The organism is Methylotenera sp. G11 (genome assembly GCF_000799735.1).
Taxonomy (GTDB): Bacteria; Pseudomonadota; Gammaproteobacteria; order Burkholderiales; family Methylophilaceae; genus Methylotenera.
Map to the genome: position 1 here is coordinate 1,651,396 of NZ_JUHH01000001.1, position 23,275 is coordinate 1,674,670.

Sequence of the window (23,275 nt, forward strand, 5' to 3'; positions counted from 1 at the left end):
GTTCGCAATGTATCAGCTACGCAAAAATAGCAAGCGGGCTACAGTTATCGGCTTTTTCTATTCCGGCAATTGGTGCGGGCTCAACCGCCATCGCCAGCCAGCTTTTAAGTTTCCAATCAACATTCACCAGCGTTTATTCTGCGCGTGCGCCACCTCAAATAAGCAGCATCTGAATTGAATAACACCGGCAATTACACTGCCGGTGTCTTGCTTTTATTTTTGAGGTTACTCACATGCATTACAGACAGAACCCGCGCATGCGCTCAGCATTTGCGCTAAAACCCTTATTAGTCGTTATTACGGCGTTATTCACCTGCCAGGCCAGTGCTGCGAATGAAAGCACCGCTATAGAGCTGGCTACTGTCCCTGTTACGGGAAACCCGCTGGGCGTTAACTCAGATGAGATGGTGGTGCCAGTTTCAATACTGAATGGCCGCGAACTTTCCCTGAAACGTGAAAGCACGCTTGGCGACACCCTGAATGGAATTCCCGGAGTCAGTGCCACCAGCTTTGGCCCCAATTCATCACGGCCGGTTATCCGTGGCCTGGATGCCGAACGGGTACGTATCATGCAGAATGGCATCGGCATTCTTGATGCATCCAGCTTAAGTTTTGACCATGCCGTATCGCTTGACCCGCTGGTCATTGAGCAAGTTGAAGTCATACGCGGCCCGGCCGCTTTGCTATATGGCGGCAGTGCGGTGGGCGGCGTGGTGAATGCGATTGACCACAGGATTCCCACTGAAAAACTGGAAGGCGCAACCGGCCGTGCAGAAGCAAGCGCAGGCGGTGCAGATAGCCAGAACAACCTGGCGGGCGTAATAGATATTGGCAATGGAAAAATCGCGGTTCATGCGGATGCCTACACCCGAAAAACCAGTGACCTCGATATTCCGGGATTCGCAGTATCCAGCCGTAAAAACCGTGCTGACGGTACGGTACGCGACAATCGCGGCAGACTAGTAAACAGCAACGCCAGTGGTGAAGGTGGTGCATTAGGCGCATCGCTTACTTTTGACGACGGCTATGCAGGGATCTCTTACTCCGGGTTCAGAAACAACTACGGCACGGTAGCCGAACCGGATGTACGCGCCGACATGCAGAGCGACCGCTGGGATTTTGCCGGCGAGGCCAGAGAGTTAGGCGGCATGATAGAACGTGTAAAACTAAAACTGGCTCACACCGATTATCAACATCAGGAGCTGGAAAACGGTGAAGTCGGCACTACCTTCAAAAATCGCGGGCTGGAAGGTAGTTTCGAAGCTGGACATGCCAGCATCGGCAACCTGAAAGGCGTAGCCGGTTTTCAGTTCCAGAATTCAAATTTTGAAGCTTTGGGCGACGAAGCATTTGTGCCCTCGGTCAACACACAAAGCAAAGCACTGTACCTATATGAAGAGCTGCCGCTAAGCCGACTTAAACTGAGCCTTGGTGGACGGGTAGAACATGTAACACTGGATGCCGGTGCATTTAAGGATGATACAGCGAGAAAGAACAGTTTTAATCCAGCCAGCTATGCATTAGGTGGCCTTTATACGATTAATTCGAACTGGTCACTGGCAACCAACCTCTCTCACAACGAGCGGGCGCCAAGTTACTTCGAGCTTTATGCGAATGGTGCACATCTGGCAACCGGCCAGTACGAAATCGGCAACGCCAATTTTGACAAAGAGCGCTCTAACGGCATTGATGCACAGATTCGCTGGAAAGACGGTAAGAACAGTGTTAACTTCGGGGCTTACTACACCAGGTTCAGCAGTTTCCTGGGCTTGCTGAACACCGGGGATACTGATGCAGGGTCTGGCCTGCCGATTGCGCAGTTCTCATCGTTTGCCGCCACATTCAGGGGGCTGGAAGCTGATGGCAGATTCAACATTGCCGATTATCTGGATTTAACTTTGCGTGGCGACTATGTACGAGCCACAAATCTTGATAACAGCGACCCGATGCCACGCATTACGCCCTTCAGGTTGGGAGCCGGCCTGCATTACCAGAAAAACAGCTTCGGTGCCAGGGCGGATATCCTGCATGCCTTCGGGCAGAATCGTACCGCAGCGAACGAGCTCGCAACAGACGGCTACACCAACCTGAGTGCAATGGTCACTTACAAGCTACCGACAAAGCTAGGGCTGGAAGTGTATGCAAAAGCCAATAATCTGCTTGATCAGGAAATTCGCGAACATGCCTCGTTCCTGAAAGATATTGCGCCGCAGGCGGGACGTTCCTTGTTACTGGGTTTACGTGCTGATTTCTGAATCAATTCATACGCTCAGGGAGGGCTGCAGCATGCACCTTCCTGCATGTAACCTTCATATGAAAGGCCCTGTTTACTGAAACCTGCTTGCTTTTAACCCAACAGCATCAGACCCCAGACAACCGCCACAATCGTCAACGCAATAAACACTGCCGCGCTGCCAATATCTTTTGCCTGCTTTGCCAAGGGGTGACGTTCGATAGAAGTATGATCTACTGCGGCTTCAATTGCAGAGTTCAGCAATTCGACAATAAGAACCAATAGCACGCTGGCGATCATCAGCGCCTGCTCTACACGGTCATCACCCAGGTAAATTGCCAACGGAATCAGCACCAAGGCCAGAAACACCTCTTGCCGGAAAGCATCTTCATGTTTGAACGCTGCGGAAAACCCCTGCAATGAATAACCAAAAGCATTCATCAGCCGACGGATACCCGTTTTACCTTTAAATGGACTGACATCTGTCAGATGTTTAGATTGTTGTGTGTCATTCTCAGGAGTTTGCATTGAGTGCTCTCGGCTCGTGGGTAATAAAAAATTAATACATAATAATTTGTGCGCAAATTTTAACATGCGCTATCATTATGCTTTAAGTATTCAATCACGTATTTAACAAGGTTCATTATGGCACGCATGGTAAATTGTATTAAATTAGGCAAAGAGGCTGAAGGCATGGACTTCCCGCCTTATCCGGGTGAACTCGGCAAGCGTATTTATGCAAACGTTTCTAAAGAAGCCTGGGCAGCCTGGTTAAAACAGCAGACGATGCTGGTCAATGAAAACCGCCTGAGCCTGGCTGATCCGACAGCACGTAAATACCTGTCAGATCAAACTGAAAAATACTTCTTCGGTGACGGCGCTGATACGGCGAGCGGTTATGTGCCGCCAAAAAGCTAAGATAACGCGAACATTGCAGTAATAAAAAAGCGCCTGATACGGCGCTTTTTTATTTATTTACGATACCTTGTTCAAACCAGCGGTTTAAACAAAGCCGATCACGACTGGCTTGTCTCACGCTCCATATCCTGCACTGAAGTGTGGCGCACATCTTTACCTTTAACCATATACACCACATATTCCGCGATGTTCTTGGCATGGTCGCCGATACGCTCAATCGCTTTCGCTACGAACAATACTTCCAATGACATTGAAATCGTGCGCGGGTCTTCCAGCATGAACGTAATCAACTGGCGCATGGCAGCACGGAACTGCTCATCGACCTGCTCATCCTGCCTTGCCACTGCTACCGTTTTGCTGTCATCAAGCCGCGCAAAACCATCCAGCGCTGTACTCAGCATTTCGCGCACCAATGTAACCATCGCTTTAATTTCATTGAAGCGCGGTTTATACAAACGATCTTCATCAAAAATCTTTTGTGCGGTACGTGCGATCTTGGTAGCTTCATCACCAATACGCTCCAAGTCAGTAATGGTTTTTACGATCATCATGACCATGCGCAAATCGCCGGCAGTCGGCTGGCGACGTGCAATGATATGGCTGCAGTCCTCATCGATCTGCACTTCCAGCGCATTCACGCGATGATCGTTATTCATCACTTCTTTTGCCAGGTTTGGATCCAGCTTCACCAGCGCTTCAAGTGCCTGAATAATTTGCTGCTCTACCAGGCCGCCCATTTCAAGCACTTTTCCACGCAGCGCTTCCAACTCAGCATCATATTGCTTAAAGGTGTGTTCAGAATGCATTTTATTTTTCCACAATTATCCAGAACGCTATCTTAGGCACCTAATATGACAAAATTATTACAAAATGCGATTAAGCATTTATTTTTTATAGGTTTTAACGCCATCAGGTGTTGCCAGCAGCAATACATTGGCCGGGCGTGCAGCAAACAAACCATTAGTCACTACACCTACGATCTGATTGATTCTGGCTTCCATCTCAACCGGATCAGTAATATTTAAGCCATGCACGTCTAGAATTACATTACCGTTATCGGTAGTAAAGTCGCGCAATTTCGGTTGGCCGCCCAATTTAACCAGTTCGCGCGCTACGTAGCTTTTTGCCATTGGCAGCACTTCTACCGGCAGTGGAAACTTACCCAGCACAGGTACATATTTGCTGGCGTCGCAGATACAGATAAACTGTTTTGCCACCGCAGCCACGATTTTTTCACGGGTCAGGGCGCCACCGCCGCCTTTGAGCATGTGCATGTGTTCTGTGATCTCGTCGGCGCCGTCCACATAAATATCCAGGCTGTCTACACTATTAAGGTCAAACACTTCAATACCGTGGCCGCGCAAGCGTGCTGCCGTCGCTTCAGAACTGGCTACCGCACCGTCAATTTTATGTTTCACTTTTGCAAGTTCTTCGATGAAAAAGTTAGCGGTCGACCCTGTACCCACCCCGATAATACCGCCTTTTACATATTCAACTGCCGCTTTTGCTACCTGTTGTTTCAATTCGTCTTGTGTGTAAGCCATTTTAGTCAAGTCCTTGCAATTTCTTTATAATACGAGTTATATAATTCAATCCAATCTAGTACTATACACTGCACTCGTCCGTTTTAGAAACCCAGCCCACTATTAGAAATAGCGCATGCCTACAGATACCGCACAAAATTATTTAGAAAAAATACAGAACTCACACGTATATGACGTTGCTAAAGTAACGCCATTAGACCTGCAAATCAATCTATCCAAGCGCATTAAGAACAATGTACTGCTAAAACGCGAAGATATGCAGCCGGTATTTTCTTTCAAGATTCGCGGTGCTTACAACAAGATGGCAAGCTTATCGCCAGAGGCGCTGGCTAAAGGCGTAATTGCGGCCTCTGCCGGCAATCACGCACAAGGGGTTGCCCTCAGTGCACAGAAACTCAAGTGCCGCGCCGTGATTGTGATGCCCACCACCACACCGCAAATCAAGATCGATGCCGTTAAAAGCCGCGGTGCCGAAGTCGTATTATTCGGCGACAGCTATTCTGATGCGTATGCCCATTCACTGGAGCTGGAAAAGAAAGAAGGTTTGACCTTCGTACACCCGTACGATGATCCGGATGTCATCGCCGGGCAAGGCACGATTGCCATGGAAATCCTGAAAGCACACCCGGAACCGATTGATGCTATTTTCTGTTGCGTTGGCGGTGGCGGCTTACTGGCAGGCATAGCAGCCTACATTAAAGCCGTTCGCCCTGAAATCAAGGTAATCGGCGTAGAGGCAAAAGATGCCGAAGCCATGACGCTCTCACTCAAAAAAGGCGAGCGCGTGGCGCTGGATCAGGTAGGCCTGTTTGCTGACGGGGCTGCTGTCAAACAGGTGGGCGAACACACTTTTGCACTGTGCCAGCAATATGTAGATGAAATGATCATTGTAGACAACGATGCCATCTGCGCTGCGATTAAAGATGTGTTCGAAGATACACGCAGCATTTTAGAACCCGCCGGCGGCCTGGCCGTAGCGGGCCTGAAAGCTTATGCCGCCCGCGAAAACCTGCAGGATAAAACGCTGGTTGCCGTTGCATCCGGCGCCAATATGAATTTTGACCGCCTGCGCTTCATTGCAGAGCGTGCCGAAATCGGCGAGAAACGCGAAGCGGTATTAGCCGTCACCATTCCAGAGAAACCAGGCGCATTCAAGTCCTTCTGCCGCCTGCTGGGTGGCCGTAATATCACTGAATTCAATTACCGTTACTCAGACCCGCAGAATGCGCATATTTTTGTAGGGGTTGCCGTTTCAGACCCATCCGAGTCAGCCAAGCTGGTAAGCGCTTTGCAGCAAAAAGGCCTGCCGACATTAGACCTGAGCGACAACGAAGTTGCCAAGCTCCACCTGCGCCACCTGGTAGGCGGCCATGCACCGCAGGCGGAAAATGAAAAGGTTTTCAGATTCGAGTTCCCGGAAACACCAGGCGCACTGATGAAGTTCCTGGATACCATGGGACATGACTGGAATATCAGCCTGTTTCATTACCGTAACCACGGCGCAGATTTCGGACGGGTACTGGTAGGCATGCAGGTGCCGCCAAATGAACTGACCGAATTTTCGGACTTCCTGAGCAAACTGGGTTATCCATATTGGGATGAAACTGAAAACCCTGCCTATAAATTATTCCTGGGTTAAAGTGCAAGTTTTTAGCCAGGCTGGTGGTTGCTTTCAGCCTAAAATCAACTTGCATAAAAAATAAGCGCATGTTTTATATGAAAAAACTTACCAGCATGATTTTTGCATGCTTGTAAATCTAAAGTTCATTGCGTAATTTGACATATGGAATACCGTTGAACCTTATTTCATCGCGTATGCCAAATCACCATGCGAATTAGTGACAATAAACCTGAAAAATAAATAACCGGAGATTAAATATGAAGTTAAGGTATTTGGCAGTTACCCTGGCAATAGGCCTTGCGTTCAATGTCAACGCAAACGCCGCAGATAGAGGTAAGGCATATGTTTCAAACCAGGATGGCGGCGTAACGGTGATCGACCTCAATACCATGGCGACTTCGGCCAGCATTGATGTAAAGGGCGAAGGCCCTCGTGGTTTGGCAATATCAGATGACGGCAAACTGCTGGTTGTGGCGACACGCGAGAACGGCAGCGTGTCTGTTATTGATACCGCAACTAATGAAGTCATCAAACAAATCCCTGTGGGCAAAAACCCTGAATTTGTAAGGGTTCGCGGCAACTTTGCTTTTGTCTCTTATGAACCAAGCGCCAAAGGCGGCCCTCCACCGGCACCTGGTTCAGCCGCGGCAAAAGAAGCAGAAAAAGAAGCCGAGGATGACGATGCCGAACCGGCACGTATCGGCATTATTGATTTAAAACTAGGCAAAAAAGTACGTGAAATTGTCGGTGGCCCGGAAACCGAGGGGATCGAGTTCAGCAAAGACGGCAAACAGCTGGTGATTACCAATGAGGCTGACAATACCGTGACCGTACACAATATGAAAACCGGAAAGTTGCTCAAGACGATCAAGACACATAAATATGGCGACCGTCCTCGCGGCGTAAAAGTATCTCCGGATGGCAAAACCTACGTCGTTACACTGGAGTACGGCAACAAATTCATGGTACTGGATAAGAACTTTAAAGTATTGCGCACGGTTGATACCGGTGCCACGCCATACGGCATTGCTTACGACCGCGCAGGTGAACACATCTACGTAGCGGCAAACAAGGCGAAGACCCTGGAAGTATTTAACGCAAAAACGTATGAAAAAGTAAAACAAGTGACGACCGGGAACCGCTGCTGGCACTTCAGCTTCACCCCTGACGACAAAGAGATTCTGCTGGCGTGCGGCAAATCGGATGCAGTATTTGTGATAGATACCGAAAAGCTGGAAATCACCAAGCAGATCGAAGATAAAAAGATGCCCTGGGGCGTGGTGACTTATCCGAAATCATCAGGCAGTTTAGATAAGCCTTTATAAATACAGCCTGCAAAAAGCCCCGTTTCGGGGCTTTTTATTTTAATTTTTCCAATATCAATTCCCAGTCCCTGGGGTCTACCGGCGTAATGGATAAACGGTTACCGCGCTGCAGAATACGCAAATTGGCAAGCTCCGGCGTTTCCCGCATTTCTTTCAGGCTTAACAGCCTGGTTTTACGCACCAGCTTCACATCCACATTAAACCAGCGCGGGTTTTCCGGGCTGGCTTTGGGATCATGATACTTATGCCCCTCGATGAACTGCAATCGATCAGGGTAAGCGAGCGTACACACTTCAGCGATACCCGCAATGCCGGGCTCGGCACAGTTGGAGTGATAAAACAGCACGCCATCGCCCACTTTCATCTGGTCGCGCATAAAGTTTCTTGCCTGATAATTACGTACGCCATACCAATCGACAGTCTGATCCGGCCTCGCCGCCAGGTCATCAATTGAAACATCCGCCGGCTCAGATTTCATTAACCAATAACGCATGGTTTTTTCCAGTTAAAAATATTCGCTTATGATAATCTATAACCAAATCAACAATCATCAATTTTCATTATGACGAAGCCACAGCAGAAGAATGTATTAGGCACCCCGCTGCAAGCCTGCAGCCTCAGCCCGGTTACCGGTTTTACGCGTAACGGGTGCTGTGAAACCAGTATTGAGGACAGCGGCAGCCACACCGTCTGCGCACAAATGACAGAAGAGTTCCTGGCATTCTCGGCTTCATGCGGTAACGACTTAAGCACGCCGCGCCCTGAATATGGCTTTGCAGGACTAAAGGCCGGCGACCGCTGGTGCCTATGTGCCAGCCGCTGGCTTGAGGCATCCGAGGCCGGATTTGCACCACCGGTGATCATGGAAGCCTGCCACGAAAAATGCCTGAAAATCGTCAGCCTGGCAGACCTTAAATATCACGCATTAAGGTAGCCAGGAAATTTCCGGCATCACGGGCAATGGCTGACGCCATTGTAGCGCCCCCTGCTCCAGGTCATAGTCGGCAAGCGTCAGCAGCTCTCCCCCGACCTCAGAAGCGTTATAGCACATCAGGCTGATCCGGCTGATCAAACAGTTTGTCACGCTCTCCTGCGGGAAAGCGCTCAGCCGAAGATCAATCATTGCAGTTTTCCATGTATCAGAATAAAGGCCAACCGTTACATGAGGAAGGTATTGCGTACGCCCATCACAAGCCATGGAATGCAAAAGCGCATGCAGCGCGTGCAGGCGATGGCCAGCATCATGAACATGAAGAAATGGCGCTGAGCTGAAGCTGGCTAAGGAGCCGATTTCGATCTCAAATGGCTGTATGCAGGCACTTTTTAAAGCCGATACATCCGCTTCAAAATCCCAGGCACCGTAATTATCCGAACATTGCGGCTGTTCACTCAGAAACCCGTTGATACCAAGCGTTACATGTGGCTGGCGGCAATATCCATCCAGCAGAAAGCCAGACAGATGCTGCTCAGCAGCCTGTACCTGCTGCCGCACTGCCTGGCAATCCACATCTATCGCCCAAAGCGCATAGTGCGACCTGCCCCGATGCCAATCGGGAAAGTCCTGGCGGACATTTTTAATGGTATGCGGATTTTCAAGAAATTTTTTACGAATATCAAACAGGTTTGCCATGCCTGAGAAATCCAATCGGGAATAACAGCGTCTTATAGAAAATAACGGGGATTGAGAGTTCTCCACGGAACAGCCTAGACCAGCATCCTGAACCAAAAAGGCTCAAGTGGTAACAGCCTAGAGTGCATTAGGTACACCTGCAAGAGGCGCTCACACAGACGCTCGAATGACTAAAACCGATGCTATAAACTAGTTCAAGGAATTATTAGCCTAAACCGAACCGCAGAGAACAAACTTTGAAATCTGATGAATTATCTTAAATCCTGCTTCCTCTTAAGATAAAACTGCTTGAATTGATTCTACTCTCTTTTGACGTGTATTTTTGACAAAATTTTATATTTATTCATGCCCACATGCTTGATCAATCTGATCAAGCATGATTGTAATCCTGCGCTTGATATCGCCTACATCAACATCACCGCTCTTGCTGTTAAGCAGTTCGTGAGCCAGGTTCAGGGCAGTCATGATTGCGATTCTTTCCACACCGATCACTTTACCGCTATCACGGATATCGCGCATTTTCTTATCCAGAAAATTCACAGCGTTAATCAGGCCGGGGCGTTCTTCATCGGTACACGACACCGTAAAGTTCCGCCCCATGATACTGACGTCTACGCCTTTAATATCGCTCATTATTATTTGCTCTAAAATGTGATGTTGGATCTGATTCAGGGGAGACTGTCTATCAAGGTCTCGATGCGCTCGCTGGCCTGCGCCATATTGGCTTTCAATGCCGCCGTGTCGGCTTCCATCTTATTCAGGCTATGGCGTAGCTCCGCGTTTTCACCGCGTAACTCATTACACATCGAAATCAGGTGTGATAGTTTCTGTTCTAGCGCTTTTAAGTCTGCATCCATACAGCAACTATAATTTAATAAATTGATTATAGTCAATAGTTAACATGAATTTCATAAAGTATTACAATAATTTACAAACCAAATAAGTTGTAAATAGTTCCTTAGATTTAAAAATAAAAAGTTATAATCACAAAAGTTGATAGGTGCCGAGTTTGCTTTCTGCAAACAAGGTGAAACTGGGAAACAGGTGCGCTTCAATTTCTGAAACAATTCCTGTGCTGCCCCCGCAACGGTAAGTGAGTCTGATTATTCATAACGGTTTGCAATACGCCACTGATCTCTAAAATAGCTCGGGAAGGCGCAAACCCAAGGTTTAAAAACCCCAAGCTCACCAGCCCGGAGACCGGCCTCGCAACATTTACGCTAGAAAATTACCGCGGGGTGACGGTATCAAAGGCTGCGCTTCCAATCACTTGCTTCTGCGCTTTCTTTAATATATCCCTACCCCCTTTTGTTTTCTAGGTTATCAATAAAATAGCTTACAAACTAAGTTACTAAACGCTATACGCGGGGTCGCGCATAGCTTAGGGAATATATAATGAAAAGATCTACCATTGCCAGCCTGATTGGCCTCTCAATTTCGTCACCTGTTTTTGCTGCCGAAACCATAGCTCTTGATGACGTAACCGTAAAAGCAAACCGCTTTGAGCGCAAAGACACGGAGACGACCTACGCTTCCGAAATTCATACCGCGGCACAGATAGAAGCTTCTGGCGCAGCAACCCTTTACGAATACCTTGCCCAGCAGACTTCGCTGAACGCATCACCGAACATCGGCAACCGCGCAACTCCGGCAATCAATCTGCGTGGCTTTGGTACCGAGAACGGCCATCAGAACGTTGTCATTACGGTAGACGGACAACGCCTGAACAGCATCGACCTGTCACCCAGCGTGCTTGCTGGGATTGCGCTGGGCAATATCGAGCGCATTGAGATCGCCAAGGGCAGCAGCTCCGTCATTTACGGTGACGGCGCAACCGCGGGCAGCATTCAGATTTATACAAAAAACAAGACCGGTGTCACCATCAGCAGCTCTTTAGGTAATTTTGGCCAGAAAAACTCGTATATCAATGCCGGCTTCTCTGAAAAGTATATTGACCTCTCGGTGAATCTGGCACATGACAGCCATGACGGTTTCAGCAAAAAAGATGAGACCGGCCATAAAGACCAATTCACCAGCAATAGCCAGAACGTCAAACTGAAAATCAAACCTACCGATCAATTGCGCTTTAACATCGAAGCTACCAGCTCCCGTAACGACGTGCGCTACGTAAACGCAATGACGCAGGATGAATTCCGCGACGACCCGAGACAGGTCACGCAAAGGCCGTTCAGCCAGACATACACCCATCAAAGCTTCAATAGCGACCAGTGGCGGATCGGCGGCGAGTATGACGTTAATGACCATGTCAGGATCAGCGCCTTCCATTATCAGGAAGATAAATTCTCCGAGTTCATATCCTCAACACCATCAACAGCCAACTCCCTATACAAAGGCAATGACATCAGTATCAGCTACCAAAGCGATACGCTCAGCCTGCTGGCCGGCTATCAGGATTTTGACGGCTCACGCAAGTCGTTCAGCGACTACAGCCCATGGGGGACTTCCAAAGATGAAACCACCAAGAAAAATGAAGCGGTTTACGTCAGCGGTGAATACAAGATCAACGCTTTGACATTATCTGCCGGCGCACGTAACGAACAAGTCAAATATCGGTTCTCACCCGTTTCCTATGCCTTTGGCCCAGTGACCGGAGCAAAAAAATCAGAAGATATCGATGCTTTTGATATTGGCGCCAATTACCGTTTCAGCGATAGCCTGAGCGCATTCACCAACTACAACCAGGCTTACCAGGCGCCTGATATCGACAGGCTTTTTACTTTTGGCGGCGGGTTTAACGGTTTCCTTGACCCGGCAAAGGTGCGCACCCTGAATGCCGGCATTAACCACGTTTCAGCCTACAACCGCCTGAAGATTACCGTTTTCAGGGCTAACCTGAACAACGAAATATACCTCGATCCGACTTTTGGTTTTTTCGGCACCAACAGCAATCTGGACAAAACGTATAAATATGGATTGGAACTGCAGGACAGCTACAAATTCAGCAACGACCTAAGTGCTTCCATTATTTACAACTACACTCGCGCCATCGTGGATAAAGAAACAACGCTGGATGGCTCGATCATCAAGAATAAAGACTTGCCAGGCGCGCCCAGACATACCATTGTTGCGAACCTGAATTACAAGTTCCTTGATCATGCCAGCCTGAACCTGAACCACACCTGGCGTTCTACTGCCTATGCCTTTAATGATTTTGAGAACAATTTCAGCCAGAAGCAGGACAGTTTCAATTCAACGAATATTGCGATTAACTACCAGTACAGAAACCTGAACTTCTTTACCGCAATCAACAATATTTTTGATCAGGAAAATTCCGTGCAGATTGCCGACAACGCGATCTATCCGGTTGATTTTGTACGCACCTGGCGCGTAGGCATGAAAGCGGATTTCTAATGTGTTCTTTTATGCAGTAACACAAAATGTTATGATGCTGTAAATGATCGGGGCCGCGTATAACCCATACGCGCCTTTTTGAAAGGCACTTAAATAAAATGAACACATCAACTCCACAATCCGCTGTATACACAAAAGTCATCATTGCCGCAGCCATCGCTTTTTTCATGCTGCTGACCCGCGGCAGCCATGTACTGACCAGCGTATCATTGCCTGACGCAAGCCTGGCTTTACTCCTGATCGGTGGCCTGTACCTCAGGAAAGCCGCCTGGTTTGCCTTGTTCGTAGTGCTGGCTACGGCAATCGACTTTGGCGCCGCCGCAATTGACAGCATTCAGGCGTTCTGCCTGACCGATGGTTACTGGGGCATGTTGCCGGCTTACGCAGCCATGTGGCTGGCTGGCGCATGGTTAGGCCAGCAGGCTGACAGTACAGGCATTGCCAAATACACAGCGGCCTCTGTTGTTTCAACATTTGCTGCATTCGTGATTTCCACACAGACTTATTATTTATTTTCCGGCCGCTTCCCGGATGCAGGCATCGTTGAATCCCTGAAACATGGCTGGGAATACCTGCCAAGCTACATGGGCTTCACCGCAATGTACCTGGCGGCATTCTGGGCACTGACCAAGGCGCTGCCTAAACTACACAGCGCAATCAAAGCCTCATCATCTGCCAACGTCGCATAATCTATCGCGATCAGGGTGTTAAATACTAAAACAGCCCGCATTAGAGCAAAACTCTAATGCGGTTTTTTTATGGCTAACCATCAATTCACCGAAGCAGAAATCGCTGCCGTATACCGTGTGATTGCAGAGCGCAGGGACATGCGCCACTTTCTGCCCACGCCGGTATCCGCAGAAACACTGGCAAAGATTCTGCAGGCGGCACACCAGGCACCCAGCGTCGGGCTCATGCAGCCATGGCGCTTTATCAGGATAACCGACCGCACTTTACGCCACAGGATTCATGAACTGGTAGACGAAGAACGCAAACATACCGCGCAGGCCATTGGCGAATATGACAACACTGCACGCATGGCCGAGTTTCTGCGCCTGAAGGTCGAAGGCATACTGGACTGCGGCGAGCTTCTGGTCGCCGCATTATGCAATCACCGTGAAGAACATATTTTTGGCCGCAGAACGCTGCCGGAGATGGACATCGCCTCAGTGAGCTGCGCCATTCAGAACATGTGGCTGGCAGCGCGCGCAGAAGGCCTGGGCATGGGATGGGTGTCGATTTTCGACCCAAAAAAACTGGGCGCTTTGCTAAACACACCGGCAGATGCGAAACCGATTGCCATTTTATGCATCGGGCACGTGAGTACTTTTTACAACGAACCCATGCTGGTTGAAACCGGATGGAGAAAAGCCAGGCCGTTAACCGATATGGTCATGGAAAACCAATGGAGCACCCATGAATGACATACACTTGATCCTGGGCGGTGCCCGTTCCGGGAAAAGCGCATTGGCCGAGAAGCTGGCCGTGGAAAGCGGCTTGCCCGTCACTTATATCGCCACCGCACAAGTGTATGACCATGAATTCGGACAGCGCGTAGAACACCATAAAAACAGGCGGCCAGCGCATTGGCAGACCGTAGAGCAGCCCTTTGACCTGGGAAAGGCGCTGAAACAGCATGCCGGCATCGGCAAATGCGTGATTATAGATTGCCTGACTTTATGGCTGGCACAGTGCATCTGTCCTGACTGCGAACGCCCGGAGAATATAAGCTGGCCAGATGAGCGCCATGCCCTGCTGCGGGAGTTGGGCGACCTGCCCGGCATGATCCTGCTTGTCAGCAATGAGGTCGGCATGGGCATAGTGCCATTAGGTGAAATCAACCGCCAGTTTCAAGATGAACAGGGCAGGCTTAACCAGGCTGTTGCGCAGATTGCCGGCAAAGTGAGCTTTGTTGCTGCCGGGCTGCCGCTCAAGTTAAAAGGATAAACATGGAAACAATCTCATTTGAATTAAACGGTGAATATATCGAACTCTGCAACCTGCTCAAACTGGCGGGGATTGCCAACAGCGGCGGCCAGGGCAAACTGATGGTCTCAGACGGTATCGTTCAGGTAGATGGCCATATTGAATTACGCAGAACGGCAAAAATACGTGCCGGGCAGATTGTGGAATGCCTGGGGCAGAAGATCAGCGTAGTTGCGGTTTAGCGTCATCAGCGGTTTACAAAGTGAATTCTGGGCACTTCATCGTCAAACGATATGCGCGTTACGCTGGCGTGATCAATCACCATCCTGAACAAGCCTTTCAGCGGCATATTCAGCACGTCGGCCAGCATGGCACGAATGACGCCGCCATGCGTAATAACAGCAATTTCCTGACCTCGCGCGTGATGGCTCACATCTTCTATAAAACTCTTTGAGCGCATATGGAGTTGCGAAAAACTCTCGCCATTTGGCGGCGACAGGTTTGCATAATCCTTCGCCCAGGTATCAAATACATCCCGCGGTATGCTATCCCAGGCCTGCATTTCCCAATCACCAAAGTGCAGCTCTTTCAGGCGATGATCTAATTGCACCTCGCCTAAATCAAGCACTTCGGCCAATTTAACACAACGCTGCAGCGGGCTTGCATACACGGCATCAAAACGAATGCGGGCAAGCTTCTCTTTCAGCAGGCCACATTCTGCATGAAAGCTCTCCGAAACATCGACATCGCTTTGTCCATAGCAGATACCTGATGGGATATTCAATGACGTATGGCGTATCAAGTGCAATTTCATAACGAATTCAAAAGATTGATAAAACCAAAATACGCGAGCACGCCCAAGTAAAATGCCAGCTCCGTGATCTGCTGCGCTGCACCCAGGCAATCGCCGGTATAGCCACCCAGCCAATGCCTGATCTTGCGACGCCACCAATAGCCCGCAAAACCAACGCTGACCAGCCAGCTCAGGGTAAGCAGCACATAGTCACGCACGTTAACGCTATTGGATGCAACGCTCCAGTACACCAGCACCAAAGGCAATAAGCCAAATAGCGTCGCCACGGTTAAATCGCCAGCCCGAACCTTGCTTGCCAGCGGCTTGGCTTTTCCGGCCGCTTTCACATAACTGAGCGTTGCCATCATATAAACAGCACACAAACGGCTAAGTGCATGTGCCGCAATCAGCACATAAGCCAGGCTCTGAGCCGGCAAAGCGCTCAACAGCTGGAACTTGGCAAACAGCACCAGGAACAAGGCCAGTGCACCATAGGTGCCAAGCCGTGAATCCTGCATAATAGTGAGTATTCGCTCCCTGTCCCAGCCTCCACCCAAGCCGTCTGCACTATCGGCAAGCCCATCCTCATGGAAAGCTCCGGTCATATAGATAGTAGTCGCCATGCTTAGCAATACCGCAACATTGGCAGGGAATATCCAGCCGGCAACTACCAGCATCGCCGCACCTGCCGCCCCCACGAGAATGCCTACCAATGGAAAATACTTAGCTGAATGATTAAGCTCCTGTTCCTGGAAATCTTCAAAAACAGGAACTGGGATGCGAGTGAAAAAACCCACCGCAAGCAGCAGGTAACGCCATTCCCTACATAAGCAGCTTAGCATCGGTTACACCCGCCCCTGACGATCACTCACTTGATTTCTCGCTCACGCCAGCACTTTCAAACGAAGCCATTTCATTCAGAAAATGCACTGCGGCCTGCACCATTGGATAAGCCAGTGCCGCACCGGTGCCCTCGCCCAGGCGCAAGCCGGCATCCAGCAAAGGCCTGGCATCAAGGCGCGCCAGCAAGTGGCGATGTCCAGCCTCACCTGAGCAATGTGAAAATACACAATACTGCAGAATATTGGGCTGTAGATGATATGCCGCCAGCAATGCCGAGCTTGCAATAAAACCATCAATCAGTAACAACGCATTATGCTGAGCTGCCCCCAGCATGGCTCCCGCCATCATCGCAATTTCAAAGCCGCCGAAGGTTGCAAGCGCCTGCATTACATCTCCATCCGCTAATTGATGCTGCGCCAGCGCTTGCTTGAGTATTGCCGTTTTTTTCACCAGGCCGGCATCATCGACCCCGGTTCCCCGCCCTACGCACTGCTCAATCGGCATATCCAGCAACACGCTCATCAGGCAGCTTGCCGAAGAAGTGTTGCCTATGCCCATCTCTCCAAAACCAAGCACATTACAACCCGATTTGATCTCGTCCTGTGCCAGCTGCGCCCCCATGGCCATCGCTTGCTCACAATGCTCCCGGGTCATTGCCGGCTCCAGCAGAAAGTTGCGGGTACCCAAGCCGATTTTGGCATGGATTAAATCAGGGTGTGCGTCAAACACATGATTGACGCCCGCATCCACAACACGCAGTTGCATATTGTTCAAGCGCGCGAAAACATTAATTGCCGCGCCGCCCTGCAGGAAATTCAGCACCATCTGGGCGGTAACTGCCTGCGGGTAAGGGCTGACACCAGATTCCACCACACCATGATCCCCCGCAAACACCAGTAAAGTGGGCTTATTCAAGTGCGGCTGCAAGGTATTCTGTATCAGGCCAATCTGCAAGGCCATTGGCTCCAGCATGCCCAACGCCCCCAATGGCTTGGTTTTGTGATTGATTTTATGCAGGAGTTTTGCCTTAAGTGCCTGATTTGGCTGAGCGATGTTAAATTTCATAATGACAGATTTTACATGCTTGCCCGCACCAGCCTAATAAAAATACTAAATATTAGAAATATTTTTGTCCGTTTCTAATTTAGTTTGCTATAATGCGCGTCTTGCAAATATTTACCGAAGTTTGCAGCCAGTTGTACAAGGGCCGGGTAGCTCAGTCGGTAGAGCAGCGGATTGAAAATCCGCGTGTCGGCAGTTCGATTCTGCCCCCGGCCACCATCTAAATTAAGCTCACTTTATGTGGGCTTTTTTTATTTGTAAATTTAGCGAGTAGTACAAATAAAAACCAATAATAAAGGCAATCTACTAATGATCTTTTTCTTAAGAATTTTTATTTTGATTAATTTATTTTATATTAGCAATGCTTTCGCTGAAGATGTAGAGTGCATGTCAAAAATTGGGAAGCGCAGTATTTGTGATATTGCTAAGGAAATTTCAAGCGAAATGGCAAAGGAGCTACCGATGCAAATTAACAAACAATTTTCAATTGAAAAAACTCTCACCTATAAAAATACAGTAAGTCTTTGGGGTAGATTTACTTTTAACGAAAAGGCTCTGAATAAGCACCTTGTAAAGGCTAAAATTTCTCAAAGTGAATTTCAAAATACATGGAAGACACAGGCAAATAAAGGATTATGTCAGAAGGGTTCTGCCACTCACCAATTCATTACATCTGGTGGAATTATGCAATACACCTATGTATTTAAAGACAATACACCATATATGACTGTAGATATAGATAACTGTAATACTTAGACAGTTTTATAAAAAAACGAGTGTCGGCAGTTCGATTCTGCCCCCGGCCACCATCTAAATCAAGCTCACTTTGTGTGGGCTTTTTTTACGTCTGTTGATTACAAAAAATCGTGGTCTGTCCCCTATTATTGCTATTATTGTCGTTTTGCCAGCGCAGCAAAATCACGCCTTTCAACCATAGCAACAGCCTCACGCCCAAATTGAGTGAGAGACTCCACATCGGTTTGATTCGAAGAAAGTTTCATGACACCTAACGTTTGACATAGGGGGCGGTGCACTTCAGCGCAGCGTCCTGCTTGATGGATAGGTTAGGCATGCTAATTTTAATTTGAGTCATTTATTTATAGCACCGATGATAATAAGACCAAAAAAACTAAGAATATACACTGCGAAAGAAATACCCAAGGCTGATGAAATTTTTGTATTTACTTTCTTCTCCAGCAATATGCAAAAGGCAATCAAAATAAACGACATTGCATAAACAACAATAGGAATACCTTGCGTCAATCCAAGGTAGAAAAAATACCATGTTGGTGGATTGTTTCCAGACCCTGCAAACGCGGTTATTACTACAGCAAAACCTGTACTAAGAATGGTAATGGCTAGGAGTGCAAAAAAGAATATGATTTTGGCAAAAAAATTCATTTAATTGATAGTCCTAAAATTGCCTAGCGCTTGAATGATGGGTTAGAGCAAAACATTCCAATTATCCTCATATTTTGCAAGCACCCCAGCAATGGCTTTGTTACTCATTGTTAAAGTCCTATTCTTGCTTTTGCGCTCACTGTTTGGGGTGGAAAGAAGGTCGTCAAGCTCGGTGATTGGAAATACAAAAAAACGACTTCTAGGTTTTGTTCTGTCTAAAAGCACTACAACTAGAAAATCAAAACCATAAGTGAGTTTACCATTCACGGCATGTCCATTTGGCCAGTCGATAGACTTCACTTGAACTCTCTTTATGTCATCTCCCTTAACAAGGATTACATCCCACCCCTTTTGAGTTTCACCATGGGCAAGATATGCCTCTGCATCTCTTTTCAAGAGTTCGCCTAATACCAAATACTCTCCTATTGCCGCAGATACTGAACGATTGTTTTTCATTTGCTCTAACGTTTGAATTAAGGGGCACGCTTTAGCGTGTCCCGCTTGAATGATGGGTTAGGTTTTTTTGTGTAGCCCATATAAAGAAGCCGCCCACCAAGTAAACAAAGTAATAAAGATGTTGGAACTTTACCGAGATAAATGCACGCAAACAAGATGGCTGCGGCAATACCAGATGCTTGATAGTTAACTGGCACAGGAGAGAAAGGGAACGTTGGGCATTGATTATTTAGCACAACATAGCTCGCTGCTAAAAACGTTCCAATGCCCATGACTATATAAAACCTATTGAATGCGACTGCTGAATAACTTGTGCCAACAGGCCACACCAGATAAATAAGCAAACAATAGATAAAAATTACAGTAGTTTGAACAGTGGGTGGATTAGCTACAGCTTGTGAACTTGCAAGAAGCGCAAGCAGCAAAAGTGTTAAAACAAAAACTATTAAATATTTAACAATTTCCATTGAACCCTAACGTTTGAATTAAGGTGCTGGCTTTAGCCAGTCCCGCTTGAATGAGAGGTTAGCTCGCATTAACAACACCACTGAAGTATGGAATTAACAACTTGGTAATACCTATCATGTCGGTAATGAATAATATCTCAAACAAAATCATGATAATTGGCACTATGTATGCGGTAAAGCGAGAGCTAAATGCTAGTACAAAACAAAGCATTCGTGGCAACCCAGAAATGTAATAGTCTCTTGTCATTTCAAGCATTGCCAATCTGTAATCGCTCCGTATATGGTTCTCAGTATCTGTCACTATGTCGGAGTATCTTTCTTGATACTTTGAAAGCTGGGAGTCGGAAATTTTTGCATGATTTTCTCTATCTTTATCAATCTCACGTATTAGTTCTTTTAGCTTATCTCCACATTCAGTAAGGTTTTCTGCTCTTAATTCGTATCGCGCGGTACCTATTACAACTGAATATACCAGTACAGCGACGGCAAGAAAAATTACCATCATATTTAAAACACTAGGCTTGAATGCGAGTGAAATGCCTGAATTTTGCATTAACGGAATAAAAATCAAACCTAATGAAAGAGTGGTGGTGGTGAAAAATGCAAACTTTCCTTGTCTTTGCAATCTTCCCGCAGCGTTATACCGGCATTTTGCAGTTGTGCGCATACTCATCTGAAGTTTCTCTGAGGCATCCTTAACGGCTCTTTCACGCTCATTTAATGATAAAAGCCAGCGCCATAAATTCTTAAGCATTTGAATATCCATTATTTTGAGGACTAACAGTAATTATAGAGACCCATGGGTCTCTATATTAATAATTGAAATTGTATGATGCACGGCTGGAACCCCTTGTCTTTTCTTGGTTTTATTGTTTCTTGGTCTCTATATTCAAATATTAATATAGAGACGCAGCATGACTGAATTGATTGTAATTGAATTTGATTAAATATTGAAAAATGACCGTCCGCTTTGTCCGGCTTAGTTGCCGTTCATACATAATTATCAACTGCCCCTGTTGACCAAATGGGAGCATTCATAAATTTTCAACATGACAATTTTGTCACGCACTGACGAGTCCTAGCGAGTAAAGGCGAGCCTAAAACACTATAAAATGATGATTTTAAAGTTGAAAATCCGTGTGTCGGCAGTTCGATTCTGCCCCCGGCCACCAAATTTCGCGAAGCTGCTTTTGCAGCTTTGCAAAATTTAAGTTGGGTGATTTTCTCAACGGCCACCATCTAAATCAAGCTCACTTTAATGTGGGCTTTTTTACGTCTGTAGATTACAAAAAAACATGACCCGCTCCTTGCTCATGGTTTTTGACGGCAGGAAACTGCTGCCGTCAAAACTGAGTTTGCTAATTCCAGCGTTGTCCATTGCCTTGAATGCTGAAACGGCCAGCGCCAAGAAAAAACACTGACAAAGCTGCCGCAAGGTACATCCCTTGCAACTCCAGCGCCCACCCGCCCGTTTGGTTAATATGCAATAGTTCACCGGTATGCACCAGCAAAATAGCCACCACCATATTGATGGCGATGATGAGGCCGCCGATACGCGCCCATAGCCCCAGCAGCACAAGCAAAGGCGCGATCACTTCTCCGACATAGACCAAGTTGCCCAAGATTGCGGGAAATCCGGCCTGGGATACCAGGCCGGTAATGAAGTCGGCGCCATTCATCAGCTTGCTGACACCGTGTAAAAGAATAAGGACTGCCAGCGTCACACGCAGAATGAGTTTGCCGGTATCAGCACAGTTGCTATTAATTGTCATAGTAGTCATAAAACTTCCTTTTTTTTTGAATGAGACGGTTTTACTTCTTATTGATGATGCAACAAAGGCAATACGAAAATTATCACATCACACGCTTGTTGAACAGATTAAAAGATATCCGCAAACATCGTTATCCTGCGGCAGTATTATCCAATGCTTTAATCTGCCATTTCTTGAAATCGAATCGCGGTTACCGCAAGCCAGAACTCCAAATAGCCTTTGCCTTCCTATAGAATAGGCAAACACCTTAAATCGAATCGTGATTGATGATGAACATATCCATTAACTCCCCTGTCACCGACCTGTTACAGCATGCGGGCATTACTTATGATGTGATAGAAATTCCATTAAGCGAAGACAAAAAACCGGTCAGGAACCTGGAAGAATTGCTTTCACAACAAGGGTTAGACCCGCAATCAGTGGTAAGAAGCGTGCTGTTCAAAACCGCATCGGAAAAATTTGTTTTATTGGCCGTTGCCGGAGGCGGACGTGCCGACTGGGGCGTGCTGCGTAAACATTTGAATGAGCGCAAGTGCCGCATGGCGGAGTTCGATGAGGTTCCACAAGCCACCGGGTATGTTGTCGGGGCTGTACCGCCGCTCGCACTGCCGGAAGACATCCAGGTATTGATAGACGCCAGTGTCAAAGATTATGAAACCGTTATGATCGGCAGTGGCGTGCTGGGGTTTGCCTTGGCGCTGAAAAGTGCCGATCTGCTCAGGCTGCTTGCTGATGCCGACCAAGGGGTATTTACAAGTAGCCCGCAATAGAACATGACGTAAACACTCATTGCCAGAACCATCAACATACCTTTGGCCGCACGCTCTGATAGCGGGCTGCCGCAGACCCGGCTTACCGATCGTCGATTTTTTCGATAATCATCTGGTAATAAACACGCACAATCTTATAAGACCCTTTTTTGAGCTTCAGAAAAAGATTGATCGCTGCGGCCGGGTTATCGATAAAATCAGGGTAATAACGCCATAAGTAATCATCAAAGATTAATAGCCCGCCTGTTTTAAGCATCTCAAAGCATTTAATGGCATCAATCATGACATCATTACAGTGATGCGACCCATCCACATAGATCAGGTCGAAGCGCTGGTCAGGCTGTGCGGTGTTAAAAAAAGAGTATGACGTCCCTTTATATTTCACCAGCCTGCCCTTGAATGTTAAAAGGTTGCGATCAAAAGCCTGCTCTATATTGCTCAGCATTTCTTGCGTAGCGTAACGGCCAGATTTGTGTTCGTCGGCACCCTCCCATGTGTCTACGCAAGTGAGCGTTGCATTAGGCAATGCATGCAATATGAAATAACTGGACAGGCCTTCCCAGCTGCCGATCTCAAGAACTTTTACCTGGCTTCTATCTGCGAGGCGATACGCATCAAATACAGAAAACCATTGCGGGGTGTGATGCGTGAACCAGTCAGTAGATAATGCCAAGGCAGTTTTGGCATTGATGAAAGCAGATTGCCTGGGCAGGTAAGGTTTGGTAATGCGGTCATTTTTCAACCGGCCAGCAATATACAACACAATCGTATTAAATGAAGCATAGGTCTTAACCAGATAATGCAGATCCAGGAAAATATTCTTCCCCAGCTTATAACGCCGACCTGGCTTTAATAAATTTCGGATCGATGTCATAGCTTGCATGGCTTTAATTGGCTAGCTTATATTACACATGATTGGTCAAGTATAACAACATACACATTTCAACAGTAAGGCCTATATGCAGGCCAGCGTCAGCCAAACCCGGTACAGAATCTAAAGTGTAATGACCAGCTCTTGCATGCGCGATCACAATATAGTGCATGTATTTTTAACACGCACAGCATTAGTGCGCCATGCCTGTAATTAAGCCCATATTCATCGGATACCCATGCTTAATCGGGTGGCATGCCGCTTGCTTTTA

Annotated in this window: 28 protein-coding genes, 1 tRNA gene and 1 riboswitch; of the genes, 13 read left to right on the forward strand and 16 right to left on the reverse strand. The window is 47.5% G+C overall.

Features of this window, described 5'->3' with window-relative positions:
• Positions 1-233: 233 nt before the first annotated feature.
• Positions 234-2,255, forward strand: a complete 2,022-nt coding sequence (locus tag GQ51_RS07625) for a TonB-dependent receptor (protein WP_047551808.1) — start codon at positions 234-236, stop codon at positions 2,253-2,255.
• 92 nt (positions 2,256-2,347) lie between these two features.
• Here the strand turns inward: GQ51_RS07625 and GQ51_RS07630 are convergent, their stop codons facing one another.
• Positions 2,348-2,761, reverse strand: a complete 414-nt coding sequence (locus GQ51_RS07630; protein ID WP_052177869.1) for a diacylglycerol kinase — start codon at positions 2,759-2,761, stop codon at positions 2,348-2,350.
• Between the two features lie 117 nt (positions 2,762-2,878).
• Here GQ51_RS07630 and GQ51_RS07635 point away from each other — a divergent pair, with 117 nt between their 5' ends.
• Positions 2,879-3,151 carry an oxidative damage protection protein gene (locus GQ51_RS07635; protein WP_047551811.1) on the forward strand — a complete coding sequence of 91 codons (273 nt, stop codon included), beginning with the start codon at positions 2,879-2,881 and terminating at the stop codon, positions 3,149-3,151.
• 98 nt (positions 3,152-3,249) lie between these two features.
• On the opposite strand, the gene phoU is transcribed toward GQ51_RS07635, so the two are convergent.
• Entirely contained in the window at positions 3,250-3,957 is a 708-nt protein-coding gene (gene phoU, locus GQ51_RS07640) for a phosphate signaling complex protein PhoU (protein WP_047551814.1), read from the reverse strand.
• A 78-nt stretch (positions 3,958-4,035) separates the two neighbouring features.
• Complete coding sequence (gene rpiA, locus GQ51_RS07645; protein ID WP_047551816.1) at positions 4,036-4,695, reverse strand: ribose-5-phosphate isomerase RpiA; 660 nt, start codon at positions 4,693-4,695, stop codon at positions 4,036-4,038.
• A gap of 115 nt (positions 4,696-4,810) precedes the next feature.
• Here rpiA and ilvA point away from each other — a divergent pair, with 115 nt between their 5' ends.
• Both ilvA and GQ51_RS07655 read left to right on the forward strand, forming a co-directional pair.
• A complete protein-coding gene (gene ilvA, locus GQ51_RS07650; protein ID WP_047551819.1) occupies positions 4,811-6,334 on the forward strand; it encodes a threonine ammonia-lyase, biosynthetic in 1,524 nt (507 codons plus the stop codon).
• 239 nt (positions 6,335-6,573) lie between these two features.
• Positions 6,574-7,641, forward strand: coding sequence for a YVTN family beta-propeller repeat protein (locus GQ51_RS07655; protein ID WP_047551822.1), 1,068 nt, complete (start codon positions 6,574-6,576; stop codon positions 7,639-7,641).
• Between the two features lie 34 nt (positions 7,642-7,675).
• On the opposite strand, the gene GQ51_RS07660 is transcribed toward GQ51_RS07655, so the two are convergent.
• Entirely contained in the window at positions 7,676-8,134 is a 459-nt protein-coding gene (locus GQ51_RS07660) for an EVE domain-containing protein (protein WP_047551824.1), read from the reverse strand.
• Between the two features lie 69 nt (positions 8,135-8,203).
• Between GQ51_RS07660 and GQ51_RS07665 the strand changes: the two genes are divergently transcribed.
• The gene (locus GQ51_RS07665) at positions 8,204-8,575 is read left to right on the forward strand and encodes a DUF2237 family protein (protein WP_047551827.1); all 372 of its coding nucleotides are present in this window, start codon (positions 8,204-8,206) and stop codon (positions 8,573-8,575) included.
• On the opposite strand, the gene GQ51_RS07670 is transcribed toward GQ51_RS07665, so the two are convergent.
• From GQ51_RS07670 to GQ51_RS07680, 3 genes are all read right to left on the reverse strand, one after another.
• Positions 8,567-9,271, reverse strand: a complete 705-nt coding sequence (locus tag GQ51_RS07670) for a 2'-5' RNA ligase family protein (RefSeq protein WP_052177761.1) — start codon at positions 9,269-9,271, stop codon at positions 8,567-8,569. The genes GQ51_RS07665 and GQ51_RS07670 overlap by 9 nt on opposite strands.
• Before the next feature lie 339 nt (positions 9,272-9,610).
• Positions 9,611-9,904, reverse strand: coding sequence for a cell division protein ZapA (locus tag GQ51_RS07675; protein ID WP_047551829.1), 294 nt, complete (start codon positions 9,902-9,904; stop codon positions 9,611-9,613).
• Positions 9,905-9,939: 35 nt separating this feature from the next.
• Complete coding sequence (locus GQ51_RS07680) at positions 9,940-10,128, reverse strand: hypothetical protein (RefSeq protein WP_047551832.1); 189 nt, start codon at positions 10,126-10,128, stop codon at positions 9,940-9,942.
• 124 nt (positions 10,129-10,252) lie between these two features.
• Positions 10,253-10,494, forward strand: a riboswitch (cobalamin riboswitch).
• Between the two features lie 172 nt (positions 10,495-10,666).
• On the opposite strand from GQ51_RS07680, the gene GQ51_RS07685 reads away from it, so the two are divergent.
• The 5 genes from GQ51_RS07685 to GQ51_RS07705 all read left to right on the forward strand — a co-directional run bounded on the left by GQ51_RS07685 (position 10,667) and on the right by GQ51_RS07705 (position 14,811).
• Positions 10,667-12,643 carry a TonB-dependent receptor gene (locus GQ51_RS07685; RefSeq protein WP_047551835.1) on the forward strand — a complete coding sequence of 659 codons (1,977 nt, stop codon included), beginning with the start codon at positions 10,667-10,669 and terminating at the stop codon, positions 12,641-12,643.
• Positions 12,644-12,741: 98 nt separating this feature from the next.
• On the forward strand, positions 12,742-13,332 hold the full coding sequence (locus GQ51_RS07690; protein WP_052177762.1) for a hypothetical protein: 591 nt from the start codon (positions 12,742-12,744) through the stop codon (positions 13,330-13,332).
• Between the two features lie 69 nt (positions 13,333-13,401).
• On the forward strand, positions 13,402-14,067 hold the full coding sequence (gene bluB, locus GQ51_RS07695) for a 5,6-dimethylbenzimidazole synthase (RefSeq protein ID WP_047551838.1): 666 nt from the start codon (positions 13,402-13,404) through the stop codon (positions 14,065-14,067).
• Positions 14,060-14,590 carry a bifunctional adenosylcobinamide kinase/adenosylcobinamide-phosphate guanylyltransferase gene (gene cobU, locus GQ51_RS07700; protein ID WP_047551841.1) on the forward strand — a complete coding sequence of 177 codons (531 nt, stop codon included), beginning with the start codon at positions 14,060-14,062 and terminating at the stop codon, positions 14,588-14,590. Before bluB ends, cobU begins: the two co-directional genes overlap by 8 nt.
• A 2-nt stretch (positions 14,591-14,592) precedes the next feature.
• Positions 14,593-14,811: an RNA-binding S4 domain-containing protein gene (locus tag GQ51_RS07705; RefSeq protein WP_047551843.1), complete on the forward strand. Its 219-nt coding sequence runs from the start codon at positions 14,593-14,595 to the stop codon at positions 14,809-14,811.
• A gap of 5 nt (positions 14,812-14,816) precedes the next feature.
• On the opposite strand, the gene cobC is transcribed toward GQ51_RS07705, so the two are convergent.
• The 3 genes from cobC to cobT are packed head-to-tail and all read right to left on the reverse strand — an operon-like array spanning position 14,817 to position 17,270.
• Positions 14,817-15,383: an alpha-ribazole phosphatase gene (gene cobC, locus GQ51_RS07710; RefSeq protein WP_047551845.1), complete on the reverse strand. Its 567-nt coding sequence runs from the start codon at positions 15,381-15,383 to the stop codon at positions 14,817-14,819.
• Positions 15,380-16,204, reverse strand: a complete 825-nt coding sequence (locus GQ51_RS07715) for an adenosylcobinamide-GDP ribazoletransferase (protein ID WP_047551847.1) — start codon at positions 16,202-16,204, stop codon at positions 15,380-15,382. The genes cobC and GQ51_RS07715 overlap by 4 nt, the downstream gene beginning before the upstream one ends.
• 22 nt (positions 16,205-16,226) lie before the next feature.
• Positions 16,227-17,270 (reverse strand): nicotinate-nucleotide--dimethylbenzimidazole phosphoribosyltransferase, encoded by a 1,044-nt coding sequence (gene cobT, locus GQ51_RS07720; RefSeq protein WP_047551849.1) that lies wholly within the window; start codon positions 17,268-17,270, stop codon positions 16,227-16,229.
• Between the two features lie 140 nt (positions 17,271-17,410).
• Here cobT and GQ51_RS07725 point away from each other — a divergent pair.
• Together GQ51_RS07725 and GQ51_RS07730 are read left to right on the forward strand one after the other, a co-directional pair.
• Positions 17,411-17,486, forward strand: a tRNA-Phe gene (locus GQ51_RS07725).
• 117 nt (positions 17,487-17,603) lie between these two features.
• Entirely contained in the window at positions 17,604-18,023 is a 420-nt protein-coding gene (locus GQ51_RS07730) for a hypothetical protein (RefSeq protein WP_152604123.1), read from the forward strand.
• Between the two features lie 333 nt (positions 18,024-18,356).
• Here the strand turns inward: GQ51_RS07730 and GQ51_RS07735 are convergent, their stop codons facing one another.
• From GQ51_RS07735 to GQ51_RS07750, 5 genes are all read right to left on the reverse strand, one after another.
• A complete protein-coding gene (locus GQ51_RS07735) occupies positions 18,357-18,668 on the reverse strand; it encodes a hypothetical protein (protein ID WP_047551853.1) in 312 nt (103 codons plus the stop codon).
• Positions 18,669-18,710: 42 nt separating this feature from the next.
• Entirely contained in the window at positions 18,711-19,124 is a 414-nt protein-coding gene (locus GQ51_RS07740; protein ID WP_047551855.1) for a hypothetical protein, read from the reverse strand.
• Between the two features lie 17 nt (positions 19,125-19,141).
• Positions 19,142-19,591: a hypothetical protein gene (locus GQ51_RS12415; RefSeq protein ID WP_152604124.1), complete on the reverse strand. Its 450-nt coding sequence runs from the start codon at positions 19,589-19,591 to the stop codon at positions 19,142-19,144.
• A 58-nt stretch (positions 19,592-19,649) separates the two neighbouring features.
• Positions 19,650-20,345 (reverse strand): SLATT domain-containing protein, encoded by a 696-nt coding sequence (locus GQ51_RS07745; RefSeq protein ID WP_047551857.1) that lies wholly within the window; start codon positions 20,343-20,345, stop codon positions 19,650-19,652.
• Between the two features lie 604 nt (positions 20,346-20,949).
• Complete coding sequence (locus GQ51_RS07750; protein ID WP_235276188.1) at positions 20,950-21,372, reverse strand: DoxX family protein; 423 nt, start codon at positions 21,370-21,372, stop codon at positions 20,950-20,952.
• Positions 21,373-21,632: 260 nt separating this feature from the next.
• Here GQ51_RS07750 and GQ51_RS07755 point away from each other — a divergent pair, with 260 nt between their 5' ends.
• Positions 21,633-22,133 carry an aminoacyl-tRNA deacylase gene (locus GQ51_RS07755; RefSeq protein WP_047554038.1) on the forward strand — a complete coding sequence of 167 codons (501 nt, stop codon included), beginning with the start codon at positions 21,633-21,635 and terminating at the stop codon, positions 22,131-22,133.
• A gap of 82 nt (positions 22,134-22,215) precedes the next feature.
• Here the strand turns inward: GQ51_RS07755 and GQ51_RS07760 are convergent, their stop codons facing one another.
• The gene (locus GQ51_RS07760) at positions 22,216-23,007 is read right to left on the reverse strand and encodes a class I SAM-dependent methyltransferase (protein WP_052177763.1); all 792 of its coding nucleotides are present in this window, start codon (positions 23,005-23,007) and stop codon (positions 22,216-22,218) included.
• Between the last annotated feature and the right edge of the window lie 268 nt (positions 23,008-23,275).

What these genes read in the sequence shown, in the direction of transcription:
- GQ51_RS07625 (WP_047551808.1), top strand. Translation starts at nt 234, where the DNA reads ATGCATTACAGACAGAACCCGCGCATGCGCTCAGCATTTGCGCTAAAA.
- GQ51_RS07630 (WP_052177869.1), bottom strand. Translation starts at nt 2,761, where the DNA reads ATGCAAACTCCTGAGAATGACACACAACAATCTAAACATCTGACAGAT.
- GQ51_RS07635 (WP_047551811.1), top strand. Translation starts at nt 2,879, where the DNA reads ATGGCACGCATGGTAAATTGTATTAAATTAGGCAAAGAGGCTGAAGGC.
- phoU (WP_047551814.1), bottom strand. Translation starts at nt 3,957, where the DNA reads ATGCATTCTGAACACACCTTTAAGCAATATGATGCTGAGTTGGAAGCG.
- rpiA (WP_047551816.1), bottom strand. Translation starts at nt 4,695, where the DNA reads ATGGCTTACACACAAGACGAATTGAAACAACAGGTAGCAAAAGCGGCA.
- ilvA (WP_047551819.1), top strand. Translation starts at nt 4,811, where the DNA reads ATGCCTACAGATACCGCACAAAATTATTTAGAAAAAATACAGAACTCA.
- GQ51_RS07655 (WP_047551822.1), top strand. Translation starts at nt 6,574, where the DNA reads ATGAAGTTAAGGTATTTGGCAGTTACCCTGGCAATAGGCCTTGCGTTC.
- GQ51_RS07660 (WP_047551824.1), bottom strand. Translation starts at nt 8,134, where the DNA reads ATGCGTTATTGGTTAATGAAATCTGAGCCGGCGGATGTTTCAATTGAT.
- GQ51_RS07665 (WP_047551827.1), top strand. Translation starts at nt 8,204, where the DNA reads ATGACGAAGCCACAGCAGAAGAATGTATTAGGCACCCCGCTGCAAGCC.
- GQ51_RS07670 (WP_052177761.1), bottom strand. Translation starts at nt 9,271, where the DNA reads ATGGCAAACCTGTTTGATATTCGTAAAAAATTTCTTGAAAATCCGCAT.
- GQ51_RS07675 (WP_047551829.1), bottom strand. Translation starts at nt 9,904, where the DNA reads ATGAGCGATATTAAAGGCGTAGACGTCAGTATCATGGGGCGGAACTTT.
- GQ51_RS07680 (WP_047551832.1), bottom strand. Translation starts at nt 10,128, where the DNA reads ATGGATGCAGACTTAAAAGCGCTAGAACAGAAACTATCACACCTGATT.
- GQ51_RS07685 (WP_047551835.1), top strand. Translation starts at nt 10,667, where the DNA reads ATGAAAAGATCTACCATTGCCAGCCTGATTGGCCTCTCAATTTCGTCA.
- GQ51_RS07690 (WP_052177762.1), top strand. Translation starts at nt 12,742, where the DNA reads ATGAACACATCAACTCCACAATCCGCTGTATACACAAAAGTCATCATT.
- bluB (WP_047551838.1), top strand. Translation starts at nt 13,402, where the DNA reads ATGGCTAACCATCAATTCACCGAAGCAGAAATCGCTGCCGTATACCGT.
- cobU (WP_047551841.1), top strand. Translation starts at nt 14,060, where the DNA reads ATGAATGACATACACTTGATCCTGGGCGGTGCCCGTTCCGGGAAAAGC.
- GQ51_RS07705 (WP_047551843.1), top strand. Translation starts at nt 14,593, where the DNA reads ATGGAAACAATCTCATTTGAATTAAACGGTGAATATATCGAACTCTGC.
- cobC (WP_047551845.1), bottom strand. Translation starts at nt 15,383, where the DNA reads ATGAAATTGCACTTGATACGCCATACGTCATTGAATATCCCATCAGGT.
- GQ51_RS07715 (WP_047551847.1), bottom strand. Translation starts at nt 16,204, where the DNA reads ATGCTAAGCTGCTTATGTAGGGAATGGCGTTACCTGCTGCTTGCGGTG.
- cobT (WP_047551849.1), bottom strand. Translation starts at nt 17,270, where the DNA reads ATGAAATTTAACATCGCTCAGCCAAATCAGGCACTTAAGGCAAAACTC.
- GQ51_RS07735 (WP_047551853.1), bottom strand. Translation starts at nt 18,668, where the DNA reads ATGAATTTTTTTGCCAAAATCATATTCTTTTTTGCACTCCTAGCCATT.
- GQ51_RS07740 (WP_047551855.1), bottom strand. Translation starts at nt 19,124, where the DNA reads ATGAAAAACAATCGTTCAGTATCTGCGGCAATAGGAGAGTATTTGGTA.
- GQ51_RS12415 (WP_152604124.1), bottom strand. Translation starts at nt 19,591, where the DNA reads ATGGAAATTGTTAAATATTTAATAGTTTTTGTTTTAACACTTTTGCTG.
- GQ51_RS07745 (WP_047551857.1), bottom strand. Translation starts at nt 20,345, where the DNA reads ATGCTTAAGAATTTATGGCGCTGGCTTTTATCATTAAATGAGCGTGAA.
- GQ51_RS07750 (WP_235276188.1), bottom strand. Translation starts at nt 21,372, where the DNA reads ATGACTACTATGACAATTAATAGCAACTGTGCTGATACCGGCAAACTC.
- GQ51_RS07755 (WP_047554038.1), top strand. Translation starts at nt 21,633, where the DNA reads ATGAACATATCCATTAACTCCCCTGTCACCGACCTGTTACAGCATGCG.
- GQ51_RS07760 (WP_052177763.1), bottom strand. Translation starts at nt 23,007, where the DNA reads ATGACATCGATCCGAAATTTATTAAAGCCAGGTCGGCGTTATAAGCTG.